This is a genomic window from Streptomyces sp. NPDC021115 (assembly GCF_044333065.1).
Classification (GTDB): domain Bacteria; phylum Actinomycetota; class Actinomycetes; order Streptomycetales; family Streptomycetaceae; genus Streptomyces.
Genome location: NZ_JBIRQF010000004.1, coordinates 563,000 through 588,182 on the forward strand (window position 1 = coordinate 563,000; position 25,183 = coordinate 588,182).

The window sequence follows — 25,183 nt, forward strand, 5'->3', positions numbered from 1 at the left end:
GGGCGGAGACAGGAAGGAGGGCGGGGTGCCGAAGCGGGTCGATCACGCCGAGCGCCGCGCGCAGATCACCGATGCGCTGGTCCGGGTGGCCGCGGCCGAGGGGCTGCATGCGGTGACGATGCGGGCCGTCGCGGCGGAGGCGGGTATGTCGCTGAACCTGGTGCAGTACTACTTCGACTCCAAGGCGAAGCTGATGCACGCGGCACTGGAACGGCTGGAACAGCAGAGTCACGAACGATGGTCGGCCCGGCTGGCCGACCTGCCGCAGCCGACGACCGCGCACGCCTTCATCGCGGCCTTCTGCGCCGAGGCCCTGCCCACTGACGAACCCAGCCGTGCCTTCCACCTGGTGTGGACCTCGTACGCGGTACTGGCGATGACCGATCCGGACCTGGCCGCGCAGCCGTTCATCGAAGGTCCCAACCGCCTGGAGCGGCAACTCACGGACGTCCTGCGGCAAGCCCAGCGTGACGGCGAGTTGGCCGCCGATTTGGACGTATCTGTCGAGGCAGCGCGTCTGCTGGTCATGAGCCATGGTCTGGGCACCAGCGTGCTGGTCGGCCAACGCGCCCCGGAGGCGGCGGAAGCCGTGCTGCGCCATCACCTCGCCGGGCTGTTCGGCCTACCCGCCGAGAGGTGAGACCGAGGGTGGATGCCACCGCGCCTTGGCAACGCGTTGAAGCCTCATCACCGGGAATGCTGTGCCGAGGTGAGGCGCTCGCTCAGTGTGGCGGCGAAGTCCTCCGCCCGCGACAGCTGGGTCCGCAGGTCAGCCACCCGCTGCTGCGCGGCCTCGTGGAAACCGTTCACCCGCTCCAGCAGATCCTCCCGCTCACCGGGCGGCAACTGCGCACCGGAGTCGAGGCGGTCGGTGGCCTCCAGCAGGTCGCGCATCTGATCCAGGGTGAAGCCGAGCGGCTTCATGCGCCGGATGACCATCAGGCGGGCGACGTCGGCCTCGGTGTAGAGGCGGAAGCCGCCCTGGGAGCGGGCGGAGGGAACCACGAGACCGGTCTCCTCGTAGTGCCGGATGGTGCGCAGGGACAACTCCGTCCGCGCGGCGACCTCACCGATCTGCATGTGCTTGCCGTCCACGCCTGTGATCCTCTGGCCCTTCTCAACTCCGCGGGCCGCATCCGGTCGCGACCCCCTCCCAATCTCTACCCTAACGTTAGGGTAGAGTTACTGGCGGCGCGGGCGGCCCCTGGCTGCCCCGCTGTTGCCGTGCCGGGGCCGATGGCGCCCCCGGCGGAGATCGGATTCTTGCAGGAGAACCGCGTGTGCGAGCCCATGACGCCCGCCGCCGCGCCCTGCCCGCCGTGATGACGCCCCGCCGCTGGACGTGAGCCCCGCCGCACCATCGCGCCACGGCCCCGCTCCCCTCTCCGACTTCCGGCCCGCGCCTGCACGCGGTCGTGCGCGGAGGCCGGCCCGGCTCTCCGCACCGTTCCCCGCACGCCCAGCCTTGCTGAAAAAGGGGCGTGCCCGAGCACGAGGTTCTTACCCCTTGTCTGGTTCCACTGTGTCCCCCGCCGCGCGCCTGCGTGGTCTGAAGCCCGATTGGCTGACCGATCCGAAGGTCTGGCGTACCGAGGTCCTGGGCGGCCTGGTGGTCGCGCTCGCGCTGATCCCCGAGGCGATCTCGTTCTCGATCATCGCAGGGGTCGACCCGGCCATCGGTCTGTTCGCCTCCTTCACCATGGCCGTCACCATCTCGCTGGTCGGCGGGCGCCGGGCGATGATCTCCGCCGCGACCGGCGCCGTAGCTCTCGTGATCGCGCCGATGAACCGTGAACACGGCCTGGGCTACCTGGTCGCCACGGTGATCCTCGCCGGTGTCTTCCAGATCGCGCTGGGTGCGCTGGGGGTGGCGAAGCTGATGCGGTTCGTGCCCCGCTCGGTGATGGTCGGCTTCGTCAACTCTCTCGCCATCCTGATCTTCATGGCCCAGGTGCCGGAGATGACGGATGTGCCCTGGGCCGTCTACCCGCTGATCGCGGCCGGGCTGGTACTGATGGTGTTCTTCCCGAAGGTCACCACGGTGATCCCGGCCCCGCTGGTGTCGATCGTGATCCTCACCGTCATCACAGTGGCCGCCGCGATCGCGGTCCCCACCGTCGGAGACAAGGGAGACCTGCCCTCCTCTCTGCCAGTGCCCGGCCTGCCCGACGTGCCGTTCACCCTGGACACGCTGACCACCATCGCGCCCTACGCCTTCGCGATGGCGCTGGTCGGTCTGATGGAGTCGCTGATGACGGCCAAGCTGGTCGACGACATCACCGACACCCACTCCAACAAGACCCGCGAGTCCATCGGCCAGGGCATCGCCAACATCGTCACCGGCTTCCTCGGCGGCATGGGCGGCTGCGCCATGATCGGCCAGACGATGATCAACGTGAAGGTCTCCGGCGCCCGCACCCGCCTGTCGACGTTCCTGGCGGGCTCCTTCCTGATGGTGCTGTGCATCGTCTTCGGACCCGTCGTCTCCGACATCCCCATGGCAGCTCTGGTCGCCGTCATGGTCATGGTGTCGTTCACCACCTTCGACTGGCATTCCATCGCCCCCAAGACCCTCAAGCGGATGCCCGGCGGGGAGATCGCCGTCATGGCGATCACCGTCGCGGTCGTCGTCGCCACCCACAACCTGGCCATCGGCGTCGTCGTCGGCTCGATCACCGCCATCGTCGTCTTCGCCAAGCGCGTCGCCCACCTCGCCGAGGTCACCGCCGTCACCGACCCCGACCACACCGCGGTGGTGTACCGGGTCACCGGCGAGCTGTTCTTCGCCTCCTCCAACGACCTCGTCGGACAGTTCGACTACGCCACCGACCCGAAGAAGGTCGTCATCGACCTGTCCGCCGCCCACATCTGGGACGCTTCCTCCGTCGCCGCCCTCGACGCCATCGAGACCAAGTACGCCCAGCGTGGCAAGACCGTCGAGATCACCGGCCTGAACGACCCCAGCGCCCACCTCCACGGCAAACTCAGCGGCGAGCTCACAGCCAACCACTGACGATCATCCACCAGAGCAGAGGACCCCTTGCCATCAAGCGGGGGTCCTCTGCCGTCTCAAGAGTGCGCCGTGAGTTGTCGGTCCAACTGCTGATACGTGTCTTCGTCGCCCGCGTAAGAGGCGCAGGGCCTTGGCGCGCACTTGGTGGACGCGGTGTCGAGTGGGGTAGAGCCGATTGTCCGCCGCAGGCCCCTCGTTCAATTGCCCTCAGACTCTGAAGGGGCTGAGGTGGGGTGTGAGTGTGGCCTCCAGCCGTTGCACTGCGTCTTCGTGGTCTCGTAGATGTGGCTTCATGATCCACAGGTCCTCGCGAAACGGTTCGAAGCCCAACGATTCCCACGTGCGCTGAACTGCAGCCTTCCCCCGAAGCACCCGGGCCTCGTCGTCGCGTTCGTCAACGGGGATGTCGATGGGGAAGGGGTGAGTTGCCACGAGGGCGGCGTGCACGGATGTCCAGCGGAGCATACGAGCGATAAGCAGGCGCCCGACTCCGCCGAGACCGCGCCACGCCGGCGCGATCCGGGCTCGGTCGATGATGACCACCTGTGTGCCTGTGACCAAGCACTCGTCCAGATCCGGGTGAAGACCCAAGTCCCCTGACGAGTCGAAGAGCCCGGCGAAATGCTCGTAGTCGGCGTCGCGTGAGTCCAGCGAGTCGTAGATGCGGCCGATGCGCCAGAGGTCCAGTGTGAGGCCGGACATGGAGAAGACGGTCAACTCCGTACTGTCGTCGTGAGCGGTGCGAGACAGCGACACGTCCTGAGCCAAAAGCCGTTGGTTGGCGGCCGCCTCTTCTTCGTCGTCGGCGTTCCACAGGGGCAGCACGGCGCGGCAGCTCCACTCAAGCGTCGCGGGGTCGTCGTCAGCGTCCATCGCGACGAGCGAGGCGCTGGAGTTGAAGCGCAGTTGCAGGCGATGGAGGGATGGCAGGAGAGCGGCTCCGGCCGGTGCAGCAGCGGTCATGGACCGTCACGCTAGGCCTGTCAGGGTGATCGTTGATGGTGTTTCGGTGGGTAAGGGGCTGCGTCATCGGGTCGCCTGACCACGGAGCGCGGAACGACTGGCGCTTTGCGGGCGCAACAGCACGCCGATGCGGCAGGGGGTGGCGCAGGTCACAGAAAATGCATCTCACTCTGTGAGATTGGCATGCATGCGTCACCCTGTGGAGGGTCGCGCCGTGCCCTTCGGCGGTGTTTTGCGCGCCAGTTAGGGCACGCGGAGGGCACGGCGGCCTCCGAGAGGTCTAGACAACAAAGAAGGCCCGGGTCTGTGACCTGGGCCTTCGTTATGGAGCGGGTGACGAGAATCGAACTCGCGCTCTGAGCTTGGGAAGCTCATGTTCTACCATTAAACTACACCCGCGCGTGAGGCCCGATCTCTCGGTGCCGCATCGTCGCTCACCTTACCCCATGGTTGACCCCCAGTGCATGCGCTGTGGGGTTTTCGCGCTTTTCGGGGGTGATGTCAGGTGGCTGGAGTGGGGGAAGGTGCTGTGGGGGTGCGGGAGTTGGGGCGTACCGTGGGGGTGCGGAGTGCCGCTTGGAACGGCGTGCGGTTGATCCCCTAATGTGGCTTTTGTCGTCCGCGTCGTCCACGTTTTTGGGGAAGGGACTCAATGGAGCGCACCGTCGTCCGTTGTGCCGAAGGGCATGTGTTCAGCACCGCTTCGTTCCCGATGCGGCACCTCACGGTCGACCGCATCGGTCCTGGGCGGCTGCTGCGGTGTCCGCGTTGCGCCAGGCTCCGGCAGTCGGTGCCGGTGGCGCGCGAGGAGCGGTAGGAACAGCGGGTAGTTGGGGTAGTCGAACGAAGATCGTGGGCGCGGGCCCGGTCCATCGGACCGGGCCCGCGCCATGCGGTGGGGGTGGTTTGCGTATCCTCGTTCCGTGCTTCTCTCAGACAAGGACATCCGGACGGAGATCGACGCCGGACGGGTGCGGATCGATCCGTATGACCCGTCGATGGTGCAGCCGTCGAGCATCGACGTGAGGTTGGACCGGTTCTTCCGGGTGTTCGAGAACCACCGCTATCCGCATATCGACCCGGCGGTCGAGCAGCCGGATCTGACGCGGCTGGTGGAGCCGGAGGGGGATGAGGCGTTCATCCTGCATCCGGGGGAGTTCGTGCTCGCCTCCACGTACGAGGTGGTCACGCTTCCGGTGGACATCGCCTCGCGGCTGGAGGGGAAGTCGAGCCTCGGTCGGCTTGGGCTGCTGACGCACTCGACGGCCGGTTTCATCGACCCGGGGTTCTCGGGGCATGTGACGCTCGAGCTGTCGAACGTGGCGACGCTGCCGATAAAGCTGTGGCCGGGGATGAAGATCGGGCAGCTGTGCATGTTCCGGCTGACCTCGCCCGCCGAGCATCCGTACGGCTCGGCGCGGTACGGCTCGCGCTACCAGGGGCAGCGCGGGCCCACGCCTTCGCGTTCGTTCCAGAACTTCCATCGGACGAAGGTGTGATCAGCGGTGGCTGAGGAGCGCGAGAATCTTTCGTACGGGCGCTTCGGCGAGGCCGTCCGCGAGCTGGCGCAGGCCATCGCGGACGACGGGTACGAGCCGGACATCGTGCTGTCCATAGCCCGCGGCGGCGTCTTCGTCGCGGGCGGGCTGGCGTACGCGCTGGACTGCAAGAACATCCACCTGGTGAACGTGGAGTTCTACACGGGCGTCGGCACCACGCTCGACATGCCGGTGATGCTCGCGCCCGTCCCCAACGCGATCGACTTCTCCGACAAGAAGGTGCTGATCGCCGACGACGTCGCCGACACCGGCAAGACGCTGAAGCTGGTCCGCGACTTCTGCCTCGGGACCGTCGCGGAGGTGCGCAGCGCCGTGATCTACGAGAAGTCGCAGTCGCTGGTGCGGTGCGAGTACGTGTGGAAGCGCACCGAGCAGTGGATCAACTTCCCCTGGAGCGTCGAGCCGCCCGTCGTGCGGCGTGACGGGCAGGTTCTCGACGCGTAGAAGGGAAGAATCGGAGGGGCCCGGTGACGGGCCCCTTGCTTACAGCGTTCCCAGCTTCAGCAGCGACAGCAGCGCGATCAGCTGGATCGCCGACGCCCCCAGCGCCTTCTGCCACGGCAGGTCGTGCGACTTGCTGACCATGGACGTGAACAGCGCGCCCGCCGCCAGCCAGGTCACCCAGCCCAGCACCTTCACCAGGGGGCTGTCGCCGCCCAGGAAGAGCGCGAACAGCAGCCGCGGCGCGTCGGTGATCGACATGATCAGCATGGAGAGGCCGATCGTCGGTCCCCAGGTGCCGTCGCCGCCGAGCTGGCGGGCGACGGTGTGGGTGACCGCGCCGAGCACCAGGGCGCTGATCACGACGGCGACGCCCGCGCTGAGGATCCACGGGATGCTGTTGGCCATCGGGGCGTTCAGGACGTCCTTGCGGGCGTCGTCGAAGCCGAAGACCGCGAGCAGGCCGTAGATGAACGTCACGATGAGGGCCGGGCCCCACACCGTGTAGTCGCGCATCTGCCAGAACGTGGGCGCAGGGCGCAGCACGATGCCGCTGAGCAGCTGCTTCCAGTGCAGCCGGGGCCCGGCGGGCGGGGCGGTGGAGGAGCCGGCGCGGTAGGTGGCGCCGTCGTCGTACGAACCGGGGCCCTGGCCGTACGGGTCGTACGCGTCGGGCGCCTCGCCCACGCTGAACGCCTGCGTATGCCCGGAGTTGTTGTCGGCGTACGCGCCAGGGCCGCCGGGGCCCGGTCTGTATCCGCCACCGTCGCCATAGCCCTGGTCGGGGGCCTGGCCACCGCCGGGTCCGTAGTACGGGTCCTGGCTGCCGAAGTACTCCGGCTCTCCCTGGGTAGCGGGCTGCTGCCACTGCGGCTGCGTGCGGCCGTACGGGTCCTGCGACCCGTGCGGCGGCTGCTGCGGTCGCTGCTGCTGCCCTTGTTGCGCGGAGTGGGAGTCCCGTCCGCGTCCGATCCTGAATCCAGCCACCATTCGAACGTACCCGGTCGCGGAGGGTGGGGTGCCGGAGCGGGGGGACAGGCCCGGCATTGCTGCCGAGCTGTGACATCCCTTAGGGGGACCCCGGGGGGTTATCCCCCCGCTGCGACGGGGGTTGGTGCTAGAGGGCCGCCGCGAAGGGCCTGCTGGAGAAGGTGATCTTGTCGGAGGCGCCGTTGGTGATCCACCAGCGCTCGGGCCGCTCGCCGTACAGGGAGAAGGCGATGCCGGGGCCCCAGGCGAGCACGATCTCGTCCTTGCCGTCGTGATCGAAGTCCGCCGCGCCGTAGAGCCGGGCGGCGCGCTCGTCGGGGCGTACGGCCTTGCCGTCCATCCGGGCCGGGACGGTGCGGGTGAGGGTGGGACGGGCGGTGGCGGCGGTACGGCCGGGGCGCGGGGCCAGCAGCGCGGCGCCGCCGGAGCCGAGCGGGACGGCCAGCTCGTCGGAGCCGTCGCCGTCGGTGTCGGCGGCCACCATCGTCCCCGACATGCCCGGCACCGGGAGGGAGGGGGAGGAGCGGACGACGCGGCCGGTGGCGGTGCCGTAGTAGACGCTGACCGTGCGGCCGATGTCCGGCTTCTCGGTCGCGTCGCCGCCCTCGTCGGCGCGGGTGCCGCTGGCGCCGACCGCGAGGTCGCGGCGGCCGTCGCCGTTGAAGTCGCCGAAGGTGATCGAGTTGCCCTTGCGCAGCGTACGGCCGGTGTGGCGCAGCCCCCGCGGGCCCGCGTCCAGCAGGGTGGAGCCGGACTGGGTGGCGGCGCTGAGCCCGTGCACGACCAGGTCGGTGGGGCGGTCGCCGTGGATCCGGTCGGCGACGAGGTCGCCGATCTCGGCGTGCCCGCCGCGGAACGGGCTGCGGTACGGCACGGTCCTGGCGGCCTGTCCCGCGCGGTCGAACGGCCCGTACAGGACGAGGAACGAGCGGCGGTCCGCGCGGACCACCGCCAGGTCGTGGTGGCCGTCGCCGTTGAAGTCGCCGACGGTGGGGCGCGCCGGGTCGACGGAGTCGGTGGGGCCGGTGAGCTGCACGCGGGCGGCGGAGCGGGCGTGCGGCGGGCCGCCGGCGCTGCCCCAGGCGATGTACGGGGCGGTCCGCACCGTGGCGCGGGTGCGCTCGGCCTCGGCGGCACTCAGCCGCTCGCCGCCGGTGGTGGTGACGTCGGCGTAGCCGTCGCCGTCGAGGTCGGCGGTGGCCACCTCGGTCGCGCCCGCGACGGCGACGTCGTCGGCGGGCAGGCCCAGGTCGGCCCGGCGCAGGACGGTGCGGGTGGTGGGGCGGAGGCCGTCGGCCGAGCCGTGGACGAACGCGATCCGGCTGGGCAGGCCCCGCTTGCGGGGCGGGACCGGAAGCTGGAGGTCCGGGTAGCCGTCGCCGTTGACGTCGTCGGGCAGCTTGCTGCCCTTGCCGCGCGGGACGGGGGCGGTCGCGGATGAGGGCGAGGCCGCGGACGAGGACGCGCGCCGCTCCCGTGGCCCGTCGTCGGAGGCGCCCGCTCCGCATCCGCTGAGCAGGGCGAGCACACCGGCCCAGACCCCGAAGGTCGTGAGGGCGGTGCGGCCGAGGGGTCTCGTGGGGCGAGGCGCGGGCGTCATCGGTCACCCCTAACCCATGGGGCGTGTTCGCGGCAACCCGATCGGAGTCCGGAGGGGTTCGGGAGGTTCCGGGAGTGATCAGTCCGCTTGACTGTAAAGATGACCTTTGGTGTACAAGGGCCGTCCAGGACATTTACCTGCCCATGGGTGGGGCATGATCCTGTAGGCATCCACAGGGGATCGACAGGGATCCACGGGGATCCGCAACCTTGTTGTGAGAAGGGATACTTCACGGCCAGGATCGGTACATGTTCGAAGCGGGCGACCGGGGGCAGCCATGTGCGTATCGCACGATGCAGCAGTGACGGGTGAGGTACCGAGACCCTTGGAGGGTGCGAGCGGGGTGTAGGCGCGATGTCGGACGGGAGTCGCCGGCCGGCAGCGGCGAATGCCGCTCGCCCGCCACAGCACGAGGGTGCTAGAAATAACGACATGGCCGGACTTTTCGGTCGATCACGGATCCCCTTGGCCCGGACCATGACCGACTGGCGGAATCAGCGCGGCCATCAGGGCCCCCGCCGCCAGCGGAATGCGCGCGAGGGGAACGGGCGCGACGGCACGCCGCACGAGGGCGAGGGGCGCCGGATGGACCCGGCGCGGCGGGCGCGCGAGCGGTACGAGGGGCGCGGGCTCCTGGGCCGCAGGGGCCGCCGTTCGCGCCGCCGTCCGGTCCGTGGCTTCCGTACGGTCGCGGGCCAGGTCTTCGTCCTCCAAGTGGTCGTCGTGGTGCTGCTGGTCGTGGCCGCCGTGGTGGCGCTCGTCCTCCAGTCCCGGTACGACAGCGAGCGCGAGGCCCGTAACCGCTCGATGGCCGTCGCCGAGAGCTTCGCGAACGCGCCCGGCATCGCCGCCGCCATGCGCGGCCCCGATCCGACCGCCGCGCTCCAGCCGCTCGCCGAGCGGGCCCGCAAGGGTGCCGGCGTCGACTTCGTCGTGGCCATGTCGCCCCACGGGATCCGCTACACCCACCCCAATCCGAACCGGATCGGGAAGCACTTCATGGGCAGCATCGAGGGCGCGGTGAAGGGCCGCACGGTCACGGAGACCTTCACCGGCACCCTCGGCCTCTCCGTGCGCTCCGTGGTGCCCGTCTTCGACAGCCGCGGGAAGGTCGTGGGCCTGGTCTCGGCCGGGATCACGATCAAGAAGGTGAGCGGCGCTGCCAACCACCAGCTGCCGCTGCTCTTCGGCGCCGCCGCGGCCGCGCTCATCCTGGCCACGGTGGGCACGGCGCTGGTCACCGGGCGGCTGCGGCGGCAGACCCACGGCCTGGACCCGGCCGAGATGACCCGGATGTACGAGCATCACGACGCGGTGCTGCACGCCGTGCGCGAGGGCGTGCTGATCGTCAGCGGCGACGGCCGCCTGGTGCTGGCCAACGACGAGGCGCGCCGTCTCTTCGCCCTGCCCCCGGACGCCGAGGGCCGCCTCGTCGCCGAGCTGGGCTTCGATCCGTACACGGCCGAGCTGCTGGTCTCCGGGCGCCCCGCCACCGACGAGGTGCACACGGCAGGGGAGCGGCTGCTGTCGGTCAGCCACCGCCCCACCGACCGCAACGGCGGCCCGCCCGGCAGCGTCGCGACCCTGCGCGACACCACCGAGCTGCGCGCGCTGACCGGCAAGGTCGACCTGGCGCGCAACCGCCTGAAGCTGCTGTACGACGCGGGCGTGTCCATCGGCACCAGCCTGGACGTGGTGCGCACCGCACAGGAGCTCGCGGAGTACGCGGTGGCCCGCTTCGCCGACTACGTCTCCGTCGACCTCGCGGACTCGGTCCTGCGCGGCGAGGAGCCGCACGAGGGCATGGGGGGCGGGGGGAGCGCGGACGGCGGCCCCACGCCCCTGCGGCGTACGGCGCTCAGCGGCATCCGCGACGACGTGCCGTTCTACCCGCTCGGCAAGCTGATCCGCTTCACGCCGAACGCGCCGCAGGCCCATGGCTTCCGCACCGGCGCCGTCACGGTCGTCCCGGTGCTGAGCGACCACGGCGGCTGGCAGGAGCAGGACCCCGACCAGGCGCGGAAGATCGTCGACTGTGGCATCCACTCGATGATCACGGTCCCGCTGCGGGCCCGGGGCGTGGTGCTGGGCGTGGCCAGCTTCCTGCGCGCGGAGAAGCCCGAGCCGTTCGAGGATGACGACGTCTCGCTCGCCGAGGAGCTGGTCACCCGGGCCGCCGTCAGCATCGACAACGCCCGGCGCTACACCCGCGAGCACACCATGGCCGTCACCCTTCAGCGCAGCCTGCTGCCGCGGGTGCTGCCCGAGCAGAACGCGCTGGACGTGGCGTACCGCTATCTGCCCGCCGAATCGGGCGTCGGCGGCGACTGGTTCGACGTCATCCCGCTCCCGGGCGCCCGGGTGGCGCTCGTGGTCGGCGACGTCGTCGGCCACGGGCTGCACGCGGCGGCCACGATGGGGCGGCTGCGGACCGCGGTGCACAACTTCTCCACCCTCGATCTGCCGCCCGACGAGATCCTGTCCCATCTGGACGATCTGATCGCCCGCATCGACCAGGACGAGGGCCACAGCGCCCTCGCGGACGGCGACGGCGGCGGTGAGGTGATCATCGGGGCCACCTGTCTGTACGCGATCTACGACCCGGTGACCCGGCGCTGCTCCATGGCCCGGGCAGGGCATCCGCCGCCCGCGGTGGTGAGCCCGGACGGCACGGTGGAGTTCCTGGATCTGCCCGCGGGCCCGCCGCTGGGCCTGGGCGGGCTGCCGTTCGAGACGGAGGAGCTGGAGCTGCCCGAGGGCAGCCATCTGGTGCTCTACACGGACGGGCTGATCGAGAAGCGCGACCGGGACATCGAGACGGGGCTGGAGATGCTGGGCGACGCCCTGACCCACCCCGGGCGCACCCCGGAGGAGACCTGTACGGCGGTGCTGGACGCGCTGCTGCCCGAGCGCCCCAGCGACGACATCGCGCTCATCGTCGCCCGTACGAGGGTGCTGGAGCCGGGGCGGATCGCCGACTGGGAGGTGCCGGCCGACCCCTCGCAGGTCTCCGGGATGCGGGCGGCGGTGGCGGGGAAGCTCGCGCAGTGGGAGCTGGGGGACGTGGCGTTCACGACCGAGCTGATCCTCAGCGAGCTGATCACCAACGCGATCCGCTACGCGACCGGCCCGATCCGGGTGCGGCTGCTGTGCGACCGCAGCCTGATCTGCGAGGTGTCCGACAACAGCAGCACCTCACCGCATCTGCGGTACGCGGCGACGACGGACGAGGGCGGCCGCGGGCTGTTCCTGGTCTCGCAGTTCGCCGACCGGTGGGGCACCCGGTACACGGCGGAGGGCAAGGTCATCTGGACGGAGCAGACGCTGCCGAAGAACGGCAAGCGGCAGTAGTACAACGCGAGGCCCGCCCGCGCGGTGCGCGGGCGGGCCTCGGTTCGCAGCTCAGCGGGTTACTTCACCGGTGCGGGCTCCGGGGCCTCCTCCGACTCACCGTCGCCTTCCGGCTCGGCGGGGGTCTTCACCGAGTCGAGCAGCAGCTGCGCCACGTCCACGACCTGGAGCGCCTCGCTGACCTTGCCGTCGTTCTTCTTGCCGTTGACCGAGTCCGTCAGCATGACCAGGCAGAACGGGCAGGCTGTGGAGACGATGTCGGGGTTGAGCGACAGGGCCTCGTCGACGCGCTCGTTGTTGATGCGCTTGCCGATCCGCTCCTCCATCCACATGCGCGCGCCGCCCGCGCCGCAGCAGAAGCCGCGCTCCTTGTGGCGGTGCATCTCCTCGTTCCGCAGGCCCGGCACCTTGGCGATGATCTCGCGCGGCGGGGTGTAGACCTTGTTGTGGCGGCCCAGGTAGCAGGGGTCGTGGTAGGTGATCAGACCCTCGACCGGGGTGACGGGGACGAGCTTGCCCTCGTCGATGAGGTGCTGGAGCAGCTGGGTGTGGTGGATGACCTCGAAGTGGCCGCCCAGCTGGGGGTATTCGTTGGCGATGGTGTTGAAGCAGTGGGGGCAGGTCGCGACGATCTTCTTCTTCGCCTTCTCGACCACGACGCCCTCGTCAGCATCCTCGCCGAAGGCCATGTTCAGCATCTCGACGTTCTGCTGAGCGAGCTGCTGGAACAGGAACTCGTTGCCCAGACGGCGGGCCGAGTCACCGGTGCACGCCTCGTCGCCACCCATGATCGCGAACTTGACGCCCGCGATGTGCAGCAGCTCCGCGAAGGCCTTGGTGGTCTTCTTGGCGCGGTCCTCCAGGGCTCCGGCGCAGCCGACCCAGTACAGGTAGTCGACCTCGGTCAGGTCCTCGACGTCCTTGCCGACGACCGGGACCTCGAACTCGACCTCCTTGGTCCATGCCAGCCGCTGCTTCTTGGCCAGCCCCCAGGGGTTGCCCTTCTTCTCCAGGTTCTTCAGCATCGTCCCGGCCTCGCTGGGGAAGGACGACTCGATCATGACCTGGTAGCGGCGCATGTCGACGATGTGGTCGACGTGCTCGATGTCGACCGGGCACTGCTCGACGCAGGCGCCGCAGGTGGTGCAGGACCACAGCACGTCCGGGTCGATGACCCCGTTCTCCTCGAGGGTGCCGATCAGCGGGCGCTCGGCCTCGGCCAGCGCGCTCGCGGGTACGTCCTTGAGCTGCTCCTCGGTCGCCTTCTCCTCGCCCTCGGCGTCCTTGCCGCCGCCCGCGAGCAGGTACGGGGCCTTGGCGTGGCTGTGGTCGCGCAGCGCCATGACCAGCAGCTTCGGCGAGAGCGGCTTGCCGGTGTTCCAGGCGGGGCACTGCGACTGGCAGCGGCCGCATTCGGTGCAGGTGGAGAAGTCGAGGATGCCCTTCCAGGAGAAGTGCTCGACCTGCGAGACACCGAACTGGGCGTCCTCGTCCGGGTCCTCGAAGTCGATGGGCTGACCCTCGGAGGTCATCGGCTGGAGCGCGCCGAGCGCCACGTCCCCGTCGGCCTCGCGCTTGAACCAGATGTTGGGGAAGGCGAGGAAGCGGTGCCAGGCGATGCTCATGTCGATGTTCGTGCTGACCACGATCATCCAGATCATGGTCGTGCCGAGCTTGATCATCGCGAAGAGGTAGGTCAGGTTCTGGAGCGTGCCCAGGCTGAGGCCCTTGAAGAGCGCCACCAGCGGATACGAGGCGAAGTACGCCGCTTCGTAGTGGTCGACGCCGTGCAGGGCGCCCTCGAGGCCGCGCAGCGCCATGATGGCCAGGCCGATGACGAGGATGACGTACTCGACGAAGTACGCCTGCCAGGCCGTGGACCCCGCGAACCGTGACTTGCGGCCCGCCCGGCTGGGCAGGTTCAGCAGCCGGATCACCATCAGGGTCGCGATGCCGAGCGTGGTCATCGTGCCGATGAACTCGATGTAGAGCTCGTACGGGAGGAAGCCGCCGACGATCGGCAGCGTCCAGTCCGCCTGGAAGAGCTGGCCGTAGGCGTTGATGATGGTCGGCGGCAGGGTCAGGAAGCCCACCGCTACGAACCAGTGGGCGATGCCGATGACACCCCACTTGTTCATCCGCGTGTGCGCGAGGAACTCCCGGACCAGCGTCACGCTGCGCTGCCAGGGGTTGTCGGTCCGGGTGCCCGCCGGGACCGGCGCGCCGAGCCTGAAGAACCGTACGAATTGCGCGACGGCCCGGCCGAGCAGGGCAACGCCGACCGCGGTGAGGACCAGCGACACGATGATCGCGGCGAGTTGCATGGAGGCTCCTCGAACCTGCGAGTGTGGGTATTACTAAGCAGTAACTTAATTTGTCTTGACTGACATTACCCGTCCGGGTGCACCCCCATGTAGTCGACCGGCCGGTGATTTGCATCGCCCGGCGGGCCCCTGGCGACCCCCTGACGACCCCCTGACGAGCCCCCTTGGGCGTAAGGCTCATATAAAAGTTGAGTCGTCACGACTCAGGTCTGTTGACAGCGAAAAATTGATCATGCACGCTTGAGTCTGTTCCACTCAATGCTGTAGCTGGAGGATTGCGAAATGGCACGTGCGGTCGGCATCGACCTGGGTACGACGAACTCCGTCGTCAGTGTTCTCGAAGGCGGTGAGCCCACCGTCATCACCAACGCCGAGGGCGCCAGGACCACGCCTTCCGTCGTCGCCTTCGCCAAGAACGGCGAGGTACTCGTCGGCGAGGTGGCCAAGCGCCAGGCGGTGACCAACGTCGACAGGACCATCCGGTCGGTCAAGCGCCACATGGGCACTGACTGGAAGGTCAACCTCGACGGCAAGGACTTCAACCCGCAGCAGATGAGCGCCTTCATCCTGCAGAAGCTGAAGCGGGATGCCGAGGCGTACCTGGGAGAGAAGGTCGCTGACGCGGTCATCACCGTCCCGGCGTACTTCAACGACGCCGAGCGCCAGGCGACCAAGGAAGCCGGTGAGATCGCGGGCCTCAACGTCCTGCGTATCGTCAACGAGCCTACCGCCGCCGCGCTCGCCTACGGGCTGGAGAAGGACGACCAGACCATCCTGGTCTTCGACCTCGGTGGCGGCACCTTCGACGTCTCGCTGCTGGAGATCGGCGACGGCGTGGTGGAGGTCAAGGCCACCAACGGTGACAACCACCTCGGTGGTGACGACTGGGACCAGCGCGTCGTCGACTACCTGGTGAAGCAGTTCAACAACGCCAACGGCGTGGACCTGTCCAAGGACAAGATGGCTCTCCAGCGCCTCCGCGAGGCCGCTGAGAAGGCGAAGATCGAGCTGTCCAGCTCGACCGAGACCACCATCAACCTGCCCTACATCACGGCCTCCGCCGAGGGCCCGCTGCACCTGGACGAGAAGCTCAGCCGCTCGCAGTTCCAGCAGCTGACCTCGGACCTGCTGGAGCGCTGCAAGACCCCGTTCCACAACGTCATCAAGGACGCGGGCATCTCGCTGTCCGAGATCGACCACGTGGTCCTGGTCGGCGGCTCGACCCGGATGCCCGCCGTCGCGGAGCTCGTCAAGGAGCTGACCGGCGGCAAGGACGCCAACAAGGGCGTCAACCCGGACGAGGTCGTCGCCATCGGCGCGTCCCTCCAGGCCGGTGTGCTCAAGGGTGAGGTCAAGGACGTCCTGCTGCTGGACGTCACCCCGCTGTCCCTCGGTATCGAGACCAAGGGCGGCATCATGACCAAGCTGATCGAGCGCAACACGACCATTCCGACCAAGCGCTCGGAGATCTTCACGACGGCCGAGGACAACCAGCCGTCCGTGCAGATCCAGGTCTACCAGGGCGAGCGCGAGATCGCCGCGTACAACAAGAAGCTCGGGATGTTCGAGCTGACGGGGCTGCCGCCGGCCCCGCGCGGGGTGCCGCAGATCGAGGTCACCTTCGACATCGACGCGAACGGCATCATGCACGTCGCGGCGAAGGACCTGGGCACCGGCAAGGAGCAGAAGATGACCGTCACCGGCGGCTCCGCGCTGCCGAAGGACGACATCGACCGCATGATGCGCGAGGCCGAGCAGTACGCGGAGGAGGACCACAAGCGCCGCGAGGCCGCAGAGACCCGCAACCAGGCCGAGCAGCTGGTCTACCAGACCGAGAAGTTCCTCAAGGACAACGAGGACAAGGTCCCGGGCGAGGTCAAGACCGAGGTCGAGGAAGCGGTCACCGACCTCAAGGAGAAGCTCAAGGGCGAGGACACCGCCGAGATCCGCACCGCGACCGAGAAGGTCGCCGCGGTCAGCCAGAAGCTGGGCCAGGCCATGTACGCCAACACCGAGGCCGGTGCGGGCGAGGCCGGTGCCGCCGGTGCGGCGGGTGCCGAGGGCGCTCAGGCCAAGGCCGACGACGATGTGGTGGACGCCGAGATCGTCGACGACGAGAAGGCCGACAAGGGCCAGGGTGGTGCCGCGTGACGGAGGAGACCCCGGGCTTCGAGGAGCAGCCCGACGTCCCCTCCGAAGCCGCGCAGACCCCCGACGACGCGGCGAAGGGCGCCGGGTCCGCCGACAAGGCGGGCCCGGGTGCCCCGGCCGGGGACCTCGAGCAGGTAGCCATTCAGGCGCAGCTGGACCAGGTGCGTACCGCCCTCAACGAGCGGACCGCCGACCTCCAGCGACTTCAGGCCGAGTACCAGAACTACCGGCGCCGGGTCGAGCGGGACCGGGTGCAGGTCAAGGAGGTCGCCGTAGCGAACCTCCTGACCGAGCTGCTTCCCGTGCTCGACGACATCGGCCGGGCGCGGGAGCACGGCGAGCTCGTCGGCGGCTTCAAGTCCGTCGCCGAATCGCTGGAGACGGTGGCGGCGAAGCTGGGCCTGCAGCAGTTCGGCAAGGAGGGCGAGCCCTTCGACCCGCTGGTGCACGAGGCGCTGATGCACTCGTACGCACCGGACGTCACCGAGACGACGTGCGTGCAGATTCTCCAGCCGGGGTATCGAATCGGCGAACGAACGATCCGCCCGGCGCGGGTCGCGGTCGCCGAGCCCCAGCCGGGTGCCTCGCCCAAGGGCCCGGGCGAAGGTGACGGCACGGCGCCGGACGAGGAGAGCGGTGGCCCGGAAGAGGGCTGACGCGACGGTGACTGCAGGACCATCAGGAGAGGAGGGACGTCGGGGATGAGCACCAAGGACTTCGTGGAGAAGGACTACTACAAGGTTCTCGGCGTCCCCAAGGACGCGACCGAGGCGGAGATCAAGAAGGCGTACCGGAAGCTCGCCCGCGAGTACCATCCGGACGCCAACAAGGGCGACGCCAAGGCCGAGGAGCGCTTCAAGGAGATCTCCGAGGCGAACGACATCCTCGGCGACCCCAAGCGGCGCAAGGAGTACGACGAGGCCCGCTCCCTGTTCGGCAACGGGGGCTTCCGCCCCGGGCCGGGCGGGGCGGGCTCCACCGGAAGCTTCAACTTCGACCTGGGCGACCTCTTCGGCGGCGCCCAGGGCGGCCCCGGTGGGGCGGGCGCGGGCGGCTTCGGCGGCGGGCTCGGCGATGTGTTCGGCGGTCTCTTCAACCGCGGTGGGGCCACCCGTACCCAGCCGCGGCGCGGCCAGGACATCGAGTCCGAGGTGACGCTCAGCTTCACCGAGGCCGTCGAAGGGGCCACCGTTCCGCTGCGGATGTCCAGCCAGGCCCCGTGCAAGACGTGCTCCGGCACCGGCGACAAGAACGGCACCCCGCGGGTCTGCCCGACCTGCGTCGGCACCGGTCAGGTCAGCCGGGGCGGCGGGGGCGGCTTCTCGCTCACCGACCCGTGCGTGGAGTGCCGGGGCCGCGGCCTGATCGCGCAGGACCCGTGCGAGACCTGCAAGGGCAGCGGACGGGCCCGTTCCGCCCGCACCATGCAGGTCCGCATCCCCGCGGGTGTCAGCGACGGGCAGCGGATCCGGCTGCGCGGCAAGGGCGCCCCGGGCGAGACCGGCGGTCCGGCCGGTGACCTCTACGTCATCGTCCATGTGGACCCGCATCCGGTCTTCGGCCGACGCGGCGACAACCTGACCGTCACCGTCCCCGTCACCCTTCCGGAGGCGGCGCTCGGCGGCGAGATCAAGGTCCCGACGCTGGGCGGCCCGCCGGTCACCCTGAAGCTGCCGGCCGGTACGCCGGGCGGCCGGACGATGCGCGCCCGCGGCAAGGGCGCGGTGCGCAAGGACGGCACCCGCGGCGACCTGCTGGTCACCGTCGAGGTGACGGTGCCGAAGGACCTCAGCGAATCGGCTCGCGAGGCGCTGGAGTCCTACCGGGAGGCGACCGCGGGCGACGACCCGCGGGCGGAGCTGTTCCAGGCCGCGAAGGGAGCATGACCCGATGGAGACGCACGGCCGAGGGGGCCTCGGAGGCAGGGGACCCGGCCGATCCCGCAATCCGTACGAGCTGACCGACGAATCGCCGGTGTACGTCATCTCGGTCGCCGCTCAGCTCTCCGGCCTGCATCCGCAGACCCTGCGTCAGTACGACCGCCTGGGTCTGGTCTCCCCGGACCGCACCGCCGGCCGCGGCCGGCGGTATTCCGCGCGCGACATCGAGCTGCTGCGCCAGGTGCAGCAGCTGTCCCAGGACGAGGGCATCAACCTCGCCGGGATCAAGCGCATCATCGAACTGGAGAACCAGGTCGCCGCGCTCCAGTCGCGCGTCGCCGAGCTCCAGTCGGCCGTCGAGGGCGCGGCCGCGGCGATGCAGCAGCGTGAGGCCCAGGTCCACGCCTCGTACCGCCGTGACCTCGTCCCCTACCAGGACGTCCACCAGGGCAGCGCGCTGGTCGTGTGGCGTCCCAAGCCCAAGCGCAGGGACTAGCGTCTCCTGATCTTCGGCGTGACAGGCCCGGCGACCGTTCTTCGGTCGCCGGGCCGTTCTACTTGTCCGGGCAACTCCACTTCGAGATCTTCATGACGCGCAGGTCGAAGGAGACGTCGATCGCTTCCGGTCCGCCGCTGCTGGTGACGCGCGCACGGATGGTGTCCGCGCCCGTACGGCGCAGGCCGCCGACGGTGAAGGTGGTGTCCGCGTCCACCGGCCCGCAGGTGGCCGCCGGGCTGGCCGTCGCCGTACGCTTGCGGATCACCTCGGCTCTCAGCGCGGTCGGCGTGAAGTGCGTGGCCATCAGCTTCGACAGCTTCGCGCGCGAGGCCGGCTCCCGGGAGGCCAGGGCGTCCGGCAGGGCGGCGTAGTACGAGCGCAGTTTCTCCTGGGCTCGTTCCATGTCAGGGCTTTCCCCCGGACGGGCCGGCTCCACCGCTGAGGGTGCCGGCCGCATGGCCTTCCAGCCGACGACTCCCGCCAGTGACGTCACGGCGACGGCCGCGACAGCGGCGGTGAGCACGCGCCGCCTGCGCCGCCCGGCGCTTCGCCGCCGCACTTCCCGCCCGGAAAGGGCCCGCTCGATCCGGACCTCGTCGAGTGCCGTCGCGTTCTCGGTGAACCAGGCTTCGATCCGGCGCTCATCCGACATGGTCTACCTCTTTGTCCGGCAGGGGGGAAAGGTAGTGAGCGAGCGACGTCCGGCCACGGACCAGCCACGTCCTGACGCTGCCCGTCGGCCAGCCCGTCTCGGCGCTGATCTGCTCGACGCTCAGATCGCACAGATGGTAGAGAACGATCACGGTTCTCTGCTTGTTCGGAAGCGTTTTGAGCGCGTCCATGAGGGCGACGTGCTCGGGGGAGGGGCCTTCCACGTTCCGGTGTTCGTGATGGCGTTGCAGCAGTTGTACGCCGCGCCGCACGCGGCGGAACCGGGATACGGCGAGCCGCCGGGCAGTGGTGCGGATCCACGCCTCCTGTGAAGCGGCGCCCGAGAACCGCTCCCACCGGCCCCAGGCCCTGATGAACGCCTCTTGGACGACGTCCTGGGCCTCAGGGAGATCTCCGGTCATCGCGTAGAGCTGCCGGACGAGCCTGGGATAGGCCCGTGCGTAGAAAACGTCGAACTCCTCTTCCCGCCCCACCCATCGCCCCTCTTCCCGTCGAATCCCCGCAAGGGACGACGCACCGGCGCCCGCTCCGCGCTACAGCGCCCCGCTGTGACCTGTATCACCGGGATCGGCTGTCGCCGCGGGGGCGCCGTGCGGCGTATTCGCCATGTCCCAGTCGGACCCACAGCGAAGGAAACCCCATGCGCCACGCCGGACGCCGCAAGGCGAGCAAGACAGCCACGAAGCTCAAGACCGCCACGGTCAGTGCCCTCGCGCTCGGCGGCCTGCTCCTGGCAGTGGAGTCGCAGGCCAACGCCGCCCCGACCTCCCACTCCACCCAGGACGTGGCGAAGCGGTCGGAGGCACGGAAGGCCAAGGCCGCCGCCGAGTCGCGCACGCCCTCGCTCACCGAGGCCCAGAAGCGGGCCCTCGCGCAGCGGAAGAGGACCGCCTCGACGGCTGAGAAGCAGGCCCGCGCGCAGCGGGCGAGGGCCGTGGCGGCGGGCAAGAACGGTGCCGAAGCCCGGGCCCAGGAGCGGGCCCGCGCACGGAAGGCCAGGGCCGGGGCCATCACGAAGATGACAGAGCGCGAGGCGAAGACGCGCGCCGAGAAGGCCCGGGAAGTGGCGGAGTACCGCTCGTCCGACCGCTGAGCACCTGATCGCCTGACCGCGCAGCCCGGCGACCGGTCTCCGGCCGCCTGGCCACGCGATGAGTTCCGGGCCGCCGGACCGTCCTATCTGCTGAACGGAGCATTCCACGGCAGGAGACCCCGATGTACGCAGTCCTCGTCACCCTCACGATCGACCCGGCCCAGGCACCCGCGGCCGCCGCCGCGCTCATGAACGAGATCCTGCCGCAGCTCACCGCGGCGCCGGGCTTCGTCTCCGGCCAGTGGCTGGAGCCCGTGGACGGCCGCGGCATGTCGATCCTGACGTTCGATGACGAGCAGTGCGCCCGCGCGGCCGCCCCGCTGCTCGGCGCCTCGGCCCCCGGCGTCACCATCGAGTCCGTCGAGTTCCGCCGCGTCGCCCTCAGTGCCCCGTAGCCCCGCGCCCTACTCCCACGCGGCGGGCGGCTTCCTGGTGATCTCGCACCAGACGACCTTGGACGCGGGCCCCCACAGCTCCCCCGTCAGCGGGTAGTAGTGCCACCGGTCGGCCAGCATCCGCAGCAGGTGCAACCCTCGGCCGCTCTCGCTCCCCGCCGTGAGCGGCCGGAGGCCGGGTGGGGTCACGCTGGAGTCCCAGACGGTCATCCGCAACGTCTCGGCGGACCACTTCAGCCGCAGATCGGCCTCCCCGCCCGCGTGCACGATGGCGTTGGTGAGCATCTCGCTCGCCAACAGCTCGGCCCGGTCGACGAGTTCGGACAGCTCGTGGGCGGTGAGCGCGCTACGGAGGGAGGCTCTGGCCACGCCGACGGCCCGGGGGTCGTGGGGGATGTGGAGGCAGTACTCGAACGGGGCGACGGGTGGCGTGGTGAGGGGCATTCGGGCCTCCTGCGGGCGTGATGGAGCGAGCCGACCGGTGTCATGCCGCCGAGGCGCGCTTGGACGTGGCATGGCGGTGCGCTTCCGGTTGGCCGGATGCTTCGCTGGGTGAGCGATGCGATACGTAACGTAGGGTCCAAGTATGGTCCCGCGCAACCGTGTCGTGAAGGTTCGCCCGATTGGGACAAGCCGTGACACAGTGGCGCCGCAGAGCCTGAGGAGGAAGAGGGGTTCATGCCGCGGAGAAACCACGTAACTGCTCGGCAGGAGCGACTGGGCGCGGAGCTGAGGAAGTTGCGCGAGCGGGCGGGCGTACCCGCGCGTGAGGCGGCCGACGTCGTCGGCATGGACCAGGCCACGATGTCGCACCTTGAGGCAGGGCGCGTCGCGGCGGGTGAGAAGCGTGTGCGGCTGTTGACCTCGCACTACGGCGTCTCGGACATCTCCTTGGTCGATGCCCTTGCCGCGATGGCGGCTGAGCGGGTGCGCGGGTGGTGGGCGAAGTATCAGGGCCGTCTCGTCCCGGTGCTGCTGGATCTCGCAGAGCTGGAGCATCATGCACGGGGCCTCAAGCTGTTCCAGATGGTGCATGTGCCGGGCCTCTTCCAGACCGAGGACTACATGCGGGCACTGCATGTGAACGCGCCCTACGAGTTGTCGCCGGAGCTCCTTGAGGCGACTGTGGATTTTCGCCTGAGCCGACAGCAAGTCCTGGACCGTGATGCTCCACCCGAGACGCGCGCCGTCGTACATGAAGCCGCTCTCCGCATCAAAGTCGGTGATCGCAAGGTTGCGCGCGGACAGCTTGACCAGCTGCTGGAAGCATCCACACGACCGTGTGTGAGCCTGCGGGTGATCTCCTTCGAGAAGGAGGGATTCGCCGGTGCCGGTCTGCCGATGCTGTACGCGGAGGGCCCGGTGCGACAGCTGGACACGGTGCAGTTCGACACGGTGAACGGCAGCGTCTTCTCCGGCGAGGAGAAGCAGTTGGACGACTACCGGAGGGTCTTCGCCATGATGGAGACCGCTGCCCTGCCGGTGAGAGAGTCACGTGACCTCATTCACCGCATCGCAGAGGAGCTGTGAAGAAGTGCAGACGTCCGGGACATGGCGGAAGAGCTCGTACTCCGCTGGAACGCAGGGCAACGAGTGCGTCGAACTCGCCGCTACCGATGGCGCCATACGCCTGCGCGAGAGCGACGCACCCCGGACCGTCCTCGCCACCACCCCGCCCTCCCTCGCGGCCTTCATCCGGGCCGCCAAGGCGGGGAGGTTGGACGGTCTGGCTGGGTGAGCAGGGGGTTTGCGGTCGGTTCGCGCCGTCGATACGCCATCCCGTTGGCGCACCGGCGGCGCGAACCCACCGCAATCCGCGTTATCCACAGGCTCAGCGCGGGAGCAGGCCCCTGCGGCGCTGTGGGGGAATGACGGGGACGGGGGACGCGGTTCCGCTGGCGAGGCTGGGGGCGGCGCGGGAGTGGCTGGCGCTGGCGGACCCCAAGGCGGGGTCACCGGCGGAGACGATTGCCCGACTGCGGATGTACGACGCCCCGAGTCGCAGGTGCTGCTCACCACCCCGACGGGACGCCGGGCGTACCCGGACTTCTTCTTCCGGGAGCAGGGACTGGTGGTGGAGATCGAGGGCTATCGGTGGCACGGCAGCAGGGCGCAGCACCAGCGGGATACGGCCCGCTTCAACGACCTGATGTCGTGCGGGGAAGTGCGCCGGATTCTGCGGTTCACGGCGAGGGACGTGTATCGGCGCCCCGGAGCGATGATCCGCGACATCCGGGGCGCCCTGGCACAGCTCGCCGGCGTTCAGCCCGCTTCGTAGCTGGCACGCCCATCAACTCCAGCCGTCCGACACTCCCTTAGGCAGGATCGGGGCCCGAAAACGGAGCGTCGGCCACCGCACCAGTCCTCTCACCATGCTCAGGGAGTGCCTCCGCTGTCAGCGGGCAGCGTCCCACACCGTAATGTTGCCGGCGTAGTTCCCGCTGTCCTCGTCGAACGCTCCTGCGGTGACCGCGGCGATGCGTCCCTTCCTGGACTTGACGCAATATCGCTTGCCAGTGGTGATCGGCAAGGTCTCCGAGCCTTGTGTTGTGATCAGATCCGAGCACCGCTGCCGAGTGGGCTTCTCGGTACTGTCCCAGCGGGCGACAGTCGGTTTGGTTGTGAAAAATCCACCGCCGAGTCCGTATATATCGTCTTCGCGAATATCGCCGGTCTGGTCGTAGTTGATCCAGAAGCTGGCTCCGGTGTTGCTCGACAGCACGGACGGTGGATCCGAGTCGAGGTTGATGAAGGTCAGTCTCATCCCGCCTGACCACAAAGGAGTATCTGCCTGCGGACTTGGCGATTCTGCAGACTTTGACGCGTTTGCCGGTGGTGCGGCGCCCGTCGGCGGGGATGTGCTGTAGGACTGTGCGGAGTCACTGGGGCGTGTTGATCGCTGGCCCTCTGCGTCACCTGCCGTCGAAGTCCCAGTGAACTTGACCACCAGCACCGCAACGACGGCGACCAACACCACACCGATGAAGACCATGATCTGATTCACCGGGTAGTGATGGTGATGTTCGGTGCGCTGGTCGATTTGCTGGTCGCGACCCGCTTGATTGACTTGCCCGTGTCCGGATGCGCGTCCATGGCTGCGCACCGAACCCGCGGGGTGCTTCCCTTGTCCTTCTGGCTGCGGACGGCTCATCGTTCGGTGATGTGCTGGTCGCGACCTGCCTGGTAGACGCGGCCCTTTCCGGTTGAGCGGGCGGTCATACGGACCTCTCCGACATCCGCGTTCCTGCCCGAGGGTGCCGGGTTCAGTTCGTCCAGGAGATCACGGAGCGCGGCGGCGACGACGGGTCTGTTATGCGCCCTTGCCATTCCGCACGCAGTTCCTCCTCGGACAGCTCATCACCGTTCTCACGTGCAGTGAGCAGGTCCGCACGCCCGGCTTCAAGTGCGGCCCCGACGGTTTCGGCGCGTTCGGGATGAACGCGCCGCCACAACGCGACGAATCCGTCCCGCGTATGGTTCCAGGCGTCTGTCGCCATCGCGCCGACGAGCGTCGCTCCAGCTGTGCGCGCCAAGTCCATGGCCATCTCCGGGCCCATCGCGCCCCCTGTCTCCCTAGCGCTACGTTGCACAGTTGACACCGTCGATGAGAGATAATAGAGCGTTTCTCCCTACAGGGGGCGGCAGTTGACTTAGGGGGCGAGGGCTGGCGACAGAGCGCAGTTCCTTCGCCGGTTCCGCAGGCCGGGTCGTGATCGTGCTGCGGGTCGTGCTGCTTTCTGCCCGCCGTGCGGTTCGGAGGGATCACCGTGGGCGCCGTGTGCCCTTGCCCCGCCCCAGGCGCACCATGGAGGTATGGGAGGAGGTACGCCATGTTGGAGATCAAGACGCTGGACAAGCCGGATGAGCGGCGGGACTTCCCCGGATGCCATCTGGAGAGCCTGCACCTGACGGGGTACGACCTCGCCGTGGGCACCTTCGAGCCCGGCTGGCGCTGGCGGGAGTCGATCCGGCCGCTGGCCGGGACCGAGAGCTGCCAGGTCCGCCACACCGGGATCGTGATGAAGGGCCGGATGCGGGTGCGCCTGGACGACGGTGCCGAGGGCGAGGTCGGCCCCGGTGACGTGTACGTGGTGCCGCCCGGCCACGACGCGTGGGTGGTCGGTGACGAGCAGTGCGTGGTGTACGACACCGGCGGCGAGATGGCCGAGGCCTATGCGCGGCTGGAGCGCACCGAAGCCTGACGGCGGGGTTTCGCCGGGTGGGGTGCCGGTAACGCGTAGCAGCCCGGATC

26 protein-coding genes and 1 tRNA gene are annotated in these 25,183 nt (G+C 69.2%); 16 read left to right on the forward strand and 11 right to left on the reverse strand.

Features of this window, described 5'->3' with window-relative positions:
* Nucleotides 1–25: 25 nt before the first annotated feature.
* Nucleotides 26–640, forward strand: coding sequence for a TetR/AcrR family transcriptional regulator (locus ACH4TL_RS16620; RefSeq protein ID WP_398314621.1), 615 nt, complete (start codon nt 26–28; stop codon nt 638–640).
* Between the two features lie 47 nt (nt 641–687).
* Here the strand turns inward: ACH4TL_RS16620 and ACH4TL_RS16625 are convergent, their stop codons facing one another.
* Entirely contained in the window at nt 688–1,095 is a 408-nt protein-coding gene (locus ACH4TL_RS16625; protein ID WP_398314622.1) for a MerR family transcriptional regulator, read from the reverse strand.
* Nucleotides 1,096–1,522: 427 nt separating this feature from the next.
* On the opposite strand from ACH4TL_RS16625, the gene ACH4TL_RS16630 reads away from it, so the two are divergent.
* The gene (locus ACH4TL_RS16630; RefSeq protein ID WP_398314929.1) at nt 1,523–3,013 is read left to right on the forward strand and encodes a SulP family inorganic anion transporter; all 1,491 of its coding nucleotides are present in this window, start codon (nt 1,523–1,525) and stop codon (nt 3,011–3,013) included.
* A 207-nt stretch (nt 3,014–3,220) separates the two neighbouring features.
* On the opposite strand, the gene ACH4TL_RS16635 is transcribed toward ACH4TL_RS16630, so the two are convergent.
* Nucleotides 3,221–3,976, reverse strand: a complete 756-nt coding sequence (locus ACH4TL_RS16635) for a hypothetical protein (protein WP_398314623.1) — start codon at nt 3,974–3,976, stop codon at nt 3,221–3,223.
* A gap of 325 nt (nt 3,977–4,301) precedes the next feature.
* A tRNA-Gly gene (locus ACH4TL_RS16640) sits at nt 4,302–4,375 on the reverse strand.
* A 253-nt stretch (nt 4,376–4,628) separates the two neighbouring features.
* On the opposite strand from ACH4TL_RS16640, the gene ACH4TL_RS16645 reads away from it, so the two are divergent.
* The 3 genes from ACH4TL_RS16645 to ACH4TL_RS16655 all read left to right on the forward strand — a co-directional run bounded on the left by ACH4TL_RS16645 (nt 4,629) and on the right by ACH4TL_RS16655 (nt 5,979).
* Nucleotides 4,629–4,793: a hypothetical protein gene (locus ACH4TL_RS16645; RefSeq protein WP_398314624.1), complete on the forward strand. Its 165-nt coding sequence runs from the start codon at nt 4,629–4,631 to the stop codon at nt 4,791–4,793.
* 106 nt (nt 4,794–4,899) lie between these two features.
* Entirely contained in the window at nt 4,900–5,475 is a 576-nt protein-coding gene (gene dcd / locus ACH4TL_RS16650) for a dCTP deaminase (protein ID WP_398314625.1), read from the forward strand.
* Nucleotides 5,476–5,481: 6 nt separating this feature from the next.
* Nucleotides 5,482–5,979, forward strand: coding sequence for a phosphoribosyltransferase (locus ACH4TL_RS16655; RefSeq protein WP_398314626.1), 498 nt, complete (start codon nt 5,482–5,484; stop codon nt 5,977–5,979).
* Between the two features lie 39 nt (nt 5,980–6,018).
* Here ACH4TL_RS16655 and ACH4TL_RS16660 read toward each other — a convergent pair whose 3' ends face one another.
* Both ACH4TL_RS16660 and ACH4TL_RS16665 read right to left on the reverse strand, forming a co-directional pair.
* Nucleotides 6,019–6,966 (reverse strand): Yip1 family protein, encoded by a 948-nt coding sequence (locus ACH4TL_RS16660; protein WP_398314627.1) that lies wholly within the window; start codon nt 6,964–6,966, stop codon nt 6,019–6,021.
* Between the two features lie 127 nt (nt 6,967–7,093).
* Nucleotides 7,094–8,566, reverse strand: a complete 1,473-nt coding sequence (locus ACH4TL_RS16665; protein ID WP_398314628.1) for an FG-GAP repeat domain-containing protein — start codon at nt 8,564–8,566, stop codon at nt 7,094–7,096.
* Between the two features lie 585 nt (nt 8,567–9,151).
* On the opposite strand from ACH4TL_RS16665, the gene ACH4TL_RS16670 reads away from it, so the two are divergent.
* On the forward strand, nt 9,152–11,917 hold the full coding sequence (locus ACH4TL_RS16670) for a SpoIIE family protein phosphatase (protein WP_398314931.1): 2,766 nt from the start codon (nt 9,152–9,154) through the stop codon (nt 11,915–11,917).
* Between the two features lie 59 nt (nt 11,918–11,976).
* Here ACH4TL_RS16670 and ACH4TL_RS16675 read toward each other — a convergent pair whose 3' ends face one another.
* Nucleotides 11,977–14,241 (reverse strand): (Fe-S)-binding protein, encoded by a 2,265-nt coding sequence (locus tag ACH4TL_RS16675; protein ID WP_398314629.1) that lies wholly within the window; start codon nt 14,239–14,241, stop codon nt 11,977–11,979.
* A 282-nt stretch (nt 14,242–14,523) separates the two neighbouring features.
* On the opposite strand from ACH4TL_RS16675, the gene dnaK reads away from it, so the two are divergent.
* From dnaK to ACH4TL_RS16695, 4 genes are read left to right on the forward strand one after another with little or no spacing between them, the layout of a single operon-like run.
* The gene (gene dnaK / locus ACH4TL_RS16680; RefSeq protein ID WP_398314630.1) at nt 14,524–16,392 is read left to right on the forward strand and encodes a molecular chaperone DnaK; all 1,869 of its coding nucleotides are present in this window, start codon (nt 14,524–14,526) and stop codon (nt 16,390–16,392) included.
* A complete protein-coding gene (gene grpE, locus ACH4TL_RS16685) occupies nt 16,389–17,048 on the forward strand; it encodes a nucleotide exchange factor GrpE (protein ID WP_398314631.1) in 660 nt (219 codons plus the stop codon). Before dnaK ends, grpE begins: the two co-directional genes overlap by 4 nt.
* Nucleotides 17,049–17,093: 45 nt before the next feature.
* Nucleotides 17,094–18,278 (forward strand): molecular chaperone DnaJ, encoded by a 1,185-nt coding sequence (gene dnaJ / locus ACH4TL_RS16690; protein ID WP_398314632.1) that lies wholly within the window; start codon nt 17,094–17,096, stop codon nt 18,276–18,278.
* Between the two features lie 4 nt (nt 18,279–18,282).
* On the forward strand, nt 18,283–18,768 hold the full coding sequence (locus ACH4TL_RS16695; RefSeq protein ID WP_398314633.1) for a heat shock protein transcriptional repressor HspR: 486 nt from the start codon (nt 18,283–18,285) through the stop codon (nt 18,766–18,768).
* A 58-nt stretch (nt 18,769–18,826) separates the two neighbouring features.
* Here ACH4TL_RS16695 and ACH4TL_RS16700 read toward each other — a convergent pair whose 3' ends face one another.
* Together ACH4TL_RS16700 and ACH4TL_RS16705 are read right to left on the reverse strand one after the other, a co-directional pair.
* Nucleotides 18,827–19,423 carry a hypothetical protein gene (locus ACH4TL_RS16700; RefSeq protein ID WP_398314634.1) on the reverse strand — a complete coding sequence of 199 codons (597 nt, stop codon included), beginning with the start codon at nt 19,421–19,423 and terminating at the stop codon, nt 18,827–18,829.
* Nucleotides 19,413–19,916 (reverse strand): SigE family RNA polymerase sigma factor, encoded by a 504-nt coding sequence (locus ACH4TL_RS16705; protein WP_398314635.1) that lies wholly within the window; start codon nt 19,914–19,916, stop codon nt 19,413–19,415. Before ACH4TL_RS16705 ends, ACH4TL_RS16700 begins: the two co-directional genes overlap by 11 nt.
* Nucleotides 19,917–20,083: 167 nt before the next feature.
* Between ACH4TL_RS16705 and ACH4TL_RS16710 the strand changes: the two genes are divergently transcribed.
* Nucleotides 20,084–20,536, forward strand: coding sequence for a hypothetical protein (locus tag ACH4TL_RS16710; RefSeq protein ID WP_398314636.1), 453 nt, complete (start codon nt 20,084–20,086; stop codon nt 20,534–20,536).
* Nucleotides 20,537–20,658: 122 nt separating this feature from the next.
* Nucleotides 20,659–20,931, forward strand: coding sequence for a hypothetical protein (locus ACH4TL_RS16715; RefSeq protein ID WP_398314637.1), 273 nt, complete (start codon nt 20,659–20,661; stop codon nt 20,929–20,931).
* A gap of 9 nt (nt 20,932–20,940) precedes the next feature.
* Here the strand turns inward: ACH4TL_RS16715 and ACH4TL_RS16720 are convergent, their stop codons facing one another.
* On the reverse strand, nt 20,941–21,375 hold the full coding sequence (locus ACH4TL_RS16720) for an ATP-binding protein (protein ID WP_398314638.1): 435 nt from the start codon (nt 21,373–21,375) through the stop codon (nt 20,941–20,943).
* Nucleotides 21,376–21,609: 234 nt separating this feature from the next.
* Between ACH4TL_RS16720 and ACH4TL_RS16725 the strand changes: the two genes are divergently transcribed.
* The 3 genes from ACH4TL_RS16725 to ACH4TL_RS16735 all read left to right on the forward strand — a co-directional run bounded on the left by ACH4TL_RS16725 (nt 21,610) and on the right by ACH4TL_RS16735 (nt 23,209).
* Nucleotides 21,610–22,461 (forward strand): helix-turn-helix domain-containing protein, encoded by an 852-nt coding sequence (locus tag ACH4TL_RS16725; RefSeq protein WP_398314639.1) that lies wholly within the window; start codon nt 21,610–21,612, stop codon nt 22,459–22,461.
* A gap of 4 nt (nt 22,462–22,465) precedes the next feature.
* On the forward strand, nt 22,466–22,669 hold the full coding sequence (locus ACH4TL_RS16730; protein WP_398314640.1) for a DUF397 domain-containing protein: 204 nt from the start codon (nt 22,466–22,468) through the stop codon (nt 22,667–22,669).
* A 267-nt stretch (nt 22,670–22,936) separates the two neighbouring features.
* On the forward strand, nt 22,937–23,209 hold the full coding sequence (locus ACH4TL_RS16735; RefSeq protein WP_398314641.1) for a DUF559 domain-containing protein: 273 nt from the start codon (nt 22,937–22,939) through the stop codon (nt 23,207–23,209).
* Nucleotides 23,210–23,326: 117 nt separating this feature from the next.
* Here the strand turns inward: ACH4TL_RS16735 and ACH4TL_RS16740 are convergent, their stop codons facing one another.
* Entirely contained in the window at nt 23,327–24,082 is a 756-nt protein-coding gene (locus tag ACH4TL_RS16740; protein ID WP_398314642.1) for a hypothetical protein, read from the reverse strand.
* 112 nt (nt 24,083–24,194) lie between these two features.
* The gene (locus tag ACH4TL_RS16745; protein ID WP_398314643.1) at nt 24,195–24,488 is read right to left on the reverse strand and encodes a hypothetical protein; all 294 of its coding nucleotides are present in this window, start codon (nt 24,486–24,488) and stop codon (nt 24,195–24,197) included.
* A 273-nt stretch (nt 24,489–24,761) separates the two neighbouring features.
* On the opposite strand from ACH4TL_RS16745, the gene ACH4TL_RS16750 reads away from it, so the two are divergent.
* On the forward strand, nt 24,762–25,133 hold the full coding sequence (locus ACH4TL_RS16750; protein WP_398314644.1) for a cupin domain-containing protein: 372 nt from the start codon (nt 24,762–24,764) through the stop codon (nt 25,131–25,133).
* Nucleotides 25,134–25,183 lie beyond the last annotated feature (50 nt).

Excerpts from the sequence above, each read along its gene's own strand:
- ACH4TL_RS16740 (WP_398314642.1), bottom strand. The coding sequence starts at position 24,082 with ATGAGCCGTCCGCAGCCAGAAGGACAAGGGAAGCACCCCGCGGGTTCG.
- ACH4TL_RS16715 (WP_398314637.1), top strand. The coding sequence starts at position 20,659 with ATGTACGCAGTCCTCGTCACCCTCACGATCGACCCGGCCCAGGCACCC.
- ACH4TL_RS16720 (WP_398314638.1), bottom strand. The coding sequence starts at position 21,375 with ATGCCCCTCACCACGCCACCCGTCGCCCCGTTCGAGTACTGCCTCCAC.
- ACH4TL_RS16700 (WP_398314634.1), bottom strand. The coding sequence starts at position 19,423 with ATGTCGGATGAGCGCCGGATCGAAGCCTGGTTCACCGAGAACGCGACG.
- ACH4TL_RS16675 (WP_398314629.1), bottom strand. The coding sequence starts at position 14,241 with ATGCAACTCGCCGCGATCATCGTGTCGCTGGTCCTCACCGCGGTCGGC.
- ACH4TL_RS16660 (WP_398314627.1), bottom strand. The coding sequence starts at position 6,966 with ATGGTGGCTGGATTCAGGATCGGACGCGGACGGGACTCCCACTCCGCG.
- dnaJ (WP_398314632.1), top strand. The coding sequence starts at position 17,094 with ATGAGCACCAAGGACTTCGTGGAGAAGGACTACTACAAGGTTCTCGGC.
- ACH4TL_RS16725 (WP_398314639.1), top strand. The coding sequence starts at position 21,610 with ATGCCGCGGAGAAACCACGTAACTGCTCGGCAGGAGCGACTGGGCGCG.
- ACH4TL_RS16665 (WP_398314628.1), bottom strand. The coding sequence starts at position 8,566 with ATGACGCCCGCGCCTCGCCCCACGAGACCCCTCGGCCGCACCGCCCTC.
- ACH4TL_RS16750 (WP_398314644.1), top strand. The coding sequence starts at position 24,762 with ATGTTGGAGATCAAGACGCTGGACAAGCCGGATGAGCGGCGGGACTTC.
- dnaK (WP_398314630.1), top strand. The coding sequence starts at position 14,524 with ATGGCACGTGCGGTCGGCATCGACCTGGGTACGACGAACTCCGTCGTC.
- ACH4TL_RS16645 (WP_398314624.1), top strand. The coding sequence starts at position 4,629 with ATGGAGCGCACCGTCGTCCGTTGTGCCGAAGGGCATGTGTTCAGCACC.
- ACH4TL_RS16670 (WP_398314931.1), top strand. The coding sequence starts at position 9,152 with ATGGACCCGGCGCGGCGGGCGCGCGAGCGGTACGAGGGGCGCGGGCTC.
- ACH4TL_RS16635 (WP_398314623.1), bottom strand. The coding sequence starts at position 3,976 with ATGACCGCTGCTGCACCGGCCGGAGCCGCTCTCCTGCCATCCCTCCAT.
- ACH4TL_RS16745 (WP_398314643.1), bottom strand. The coding sequence starts at position 24,488 with ATGGGCCCGGAGATGGCCATGGACTTGGCGCGCACAGCTGGAGCGACG.
- ACH4TL_RS16695 (WP_398314633.1), top strand. The coding sequence starts at position 18,283 with ATGGAGACGCACGGCCGAGGGGGCCTCGGAGGCAGGGGACCCGGCCGA.
- ACH4TL_RS16710 (WP_398314636.1), top strand. The coding sequence starts at position 20,084 with ATGCGCCACGCCGGACGCCGCAAGGCGAGCAAGACAGCCACGAAGCTC.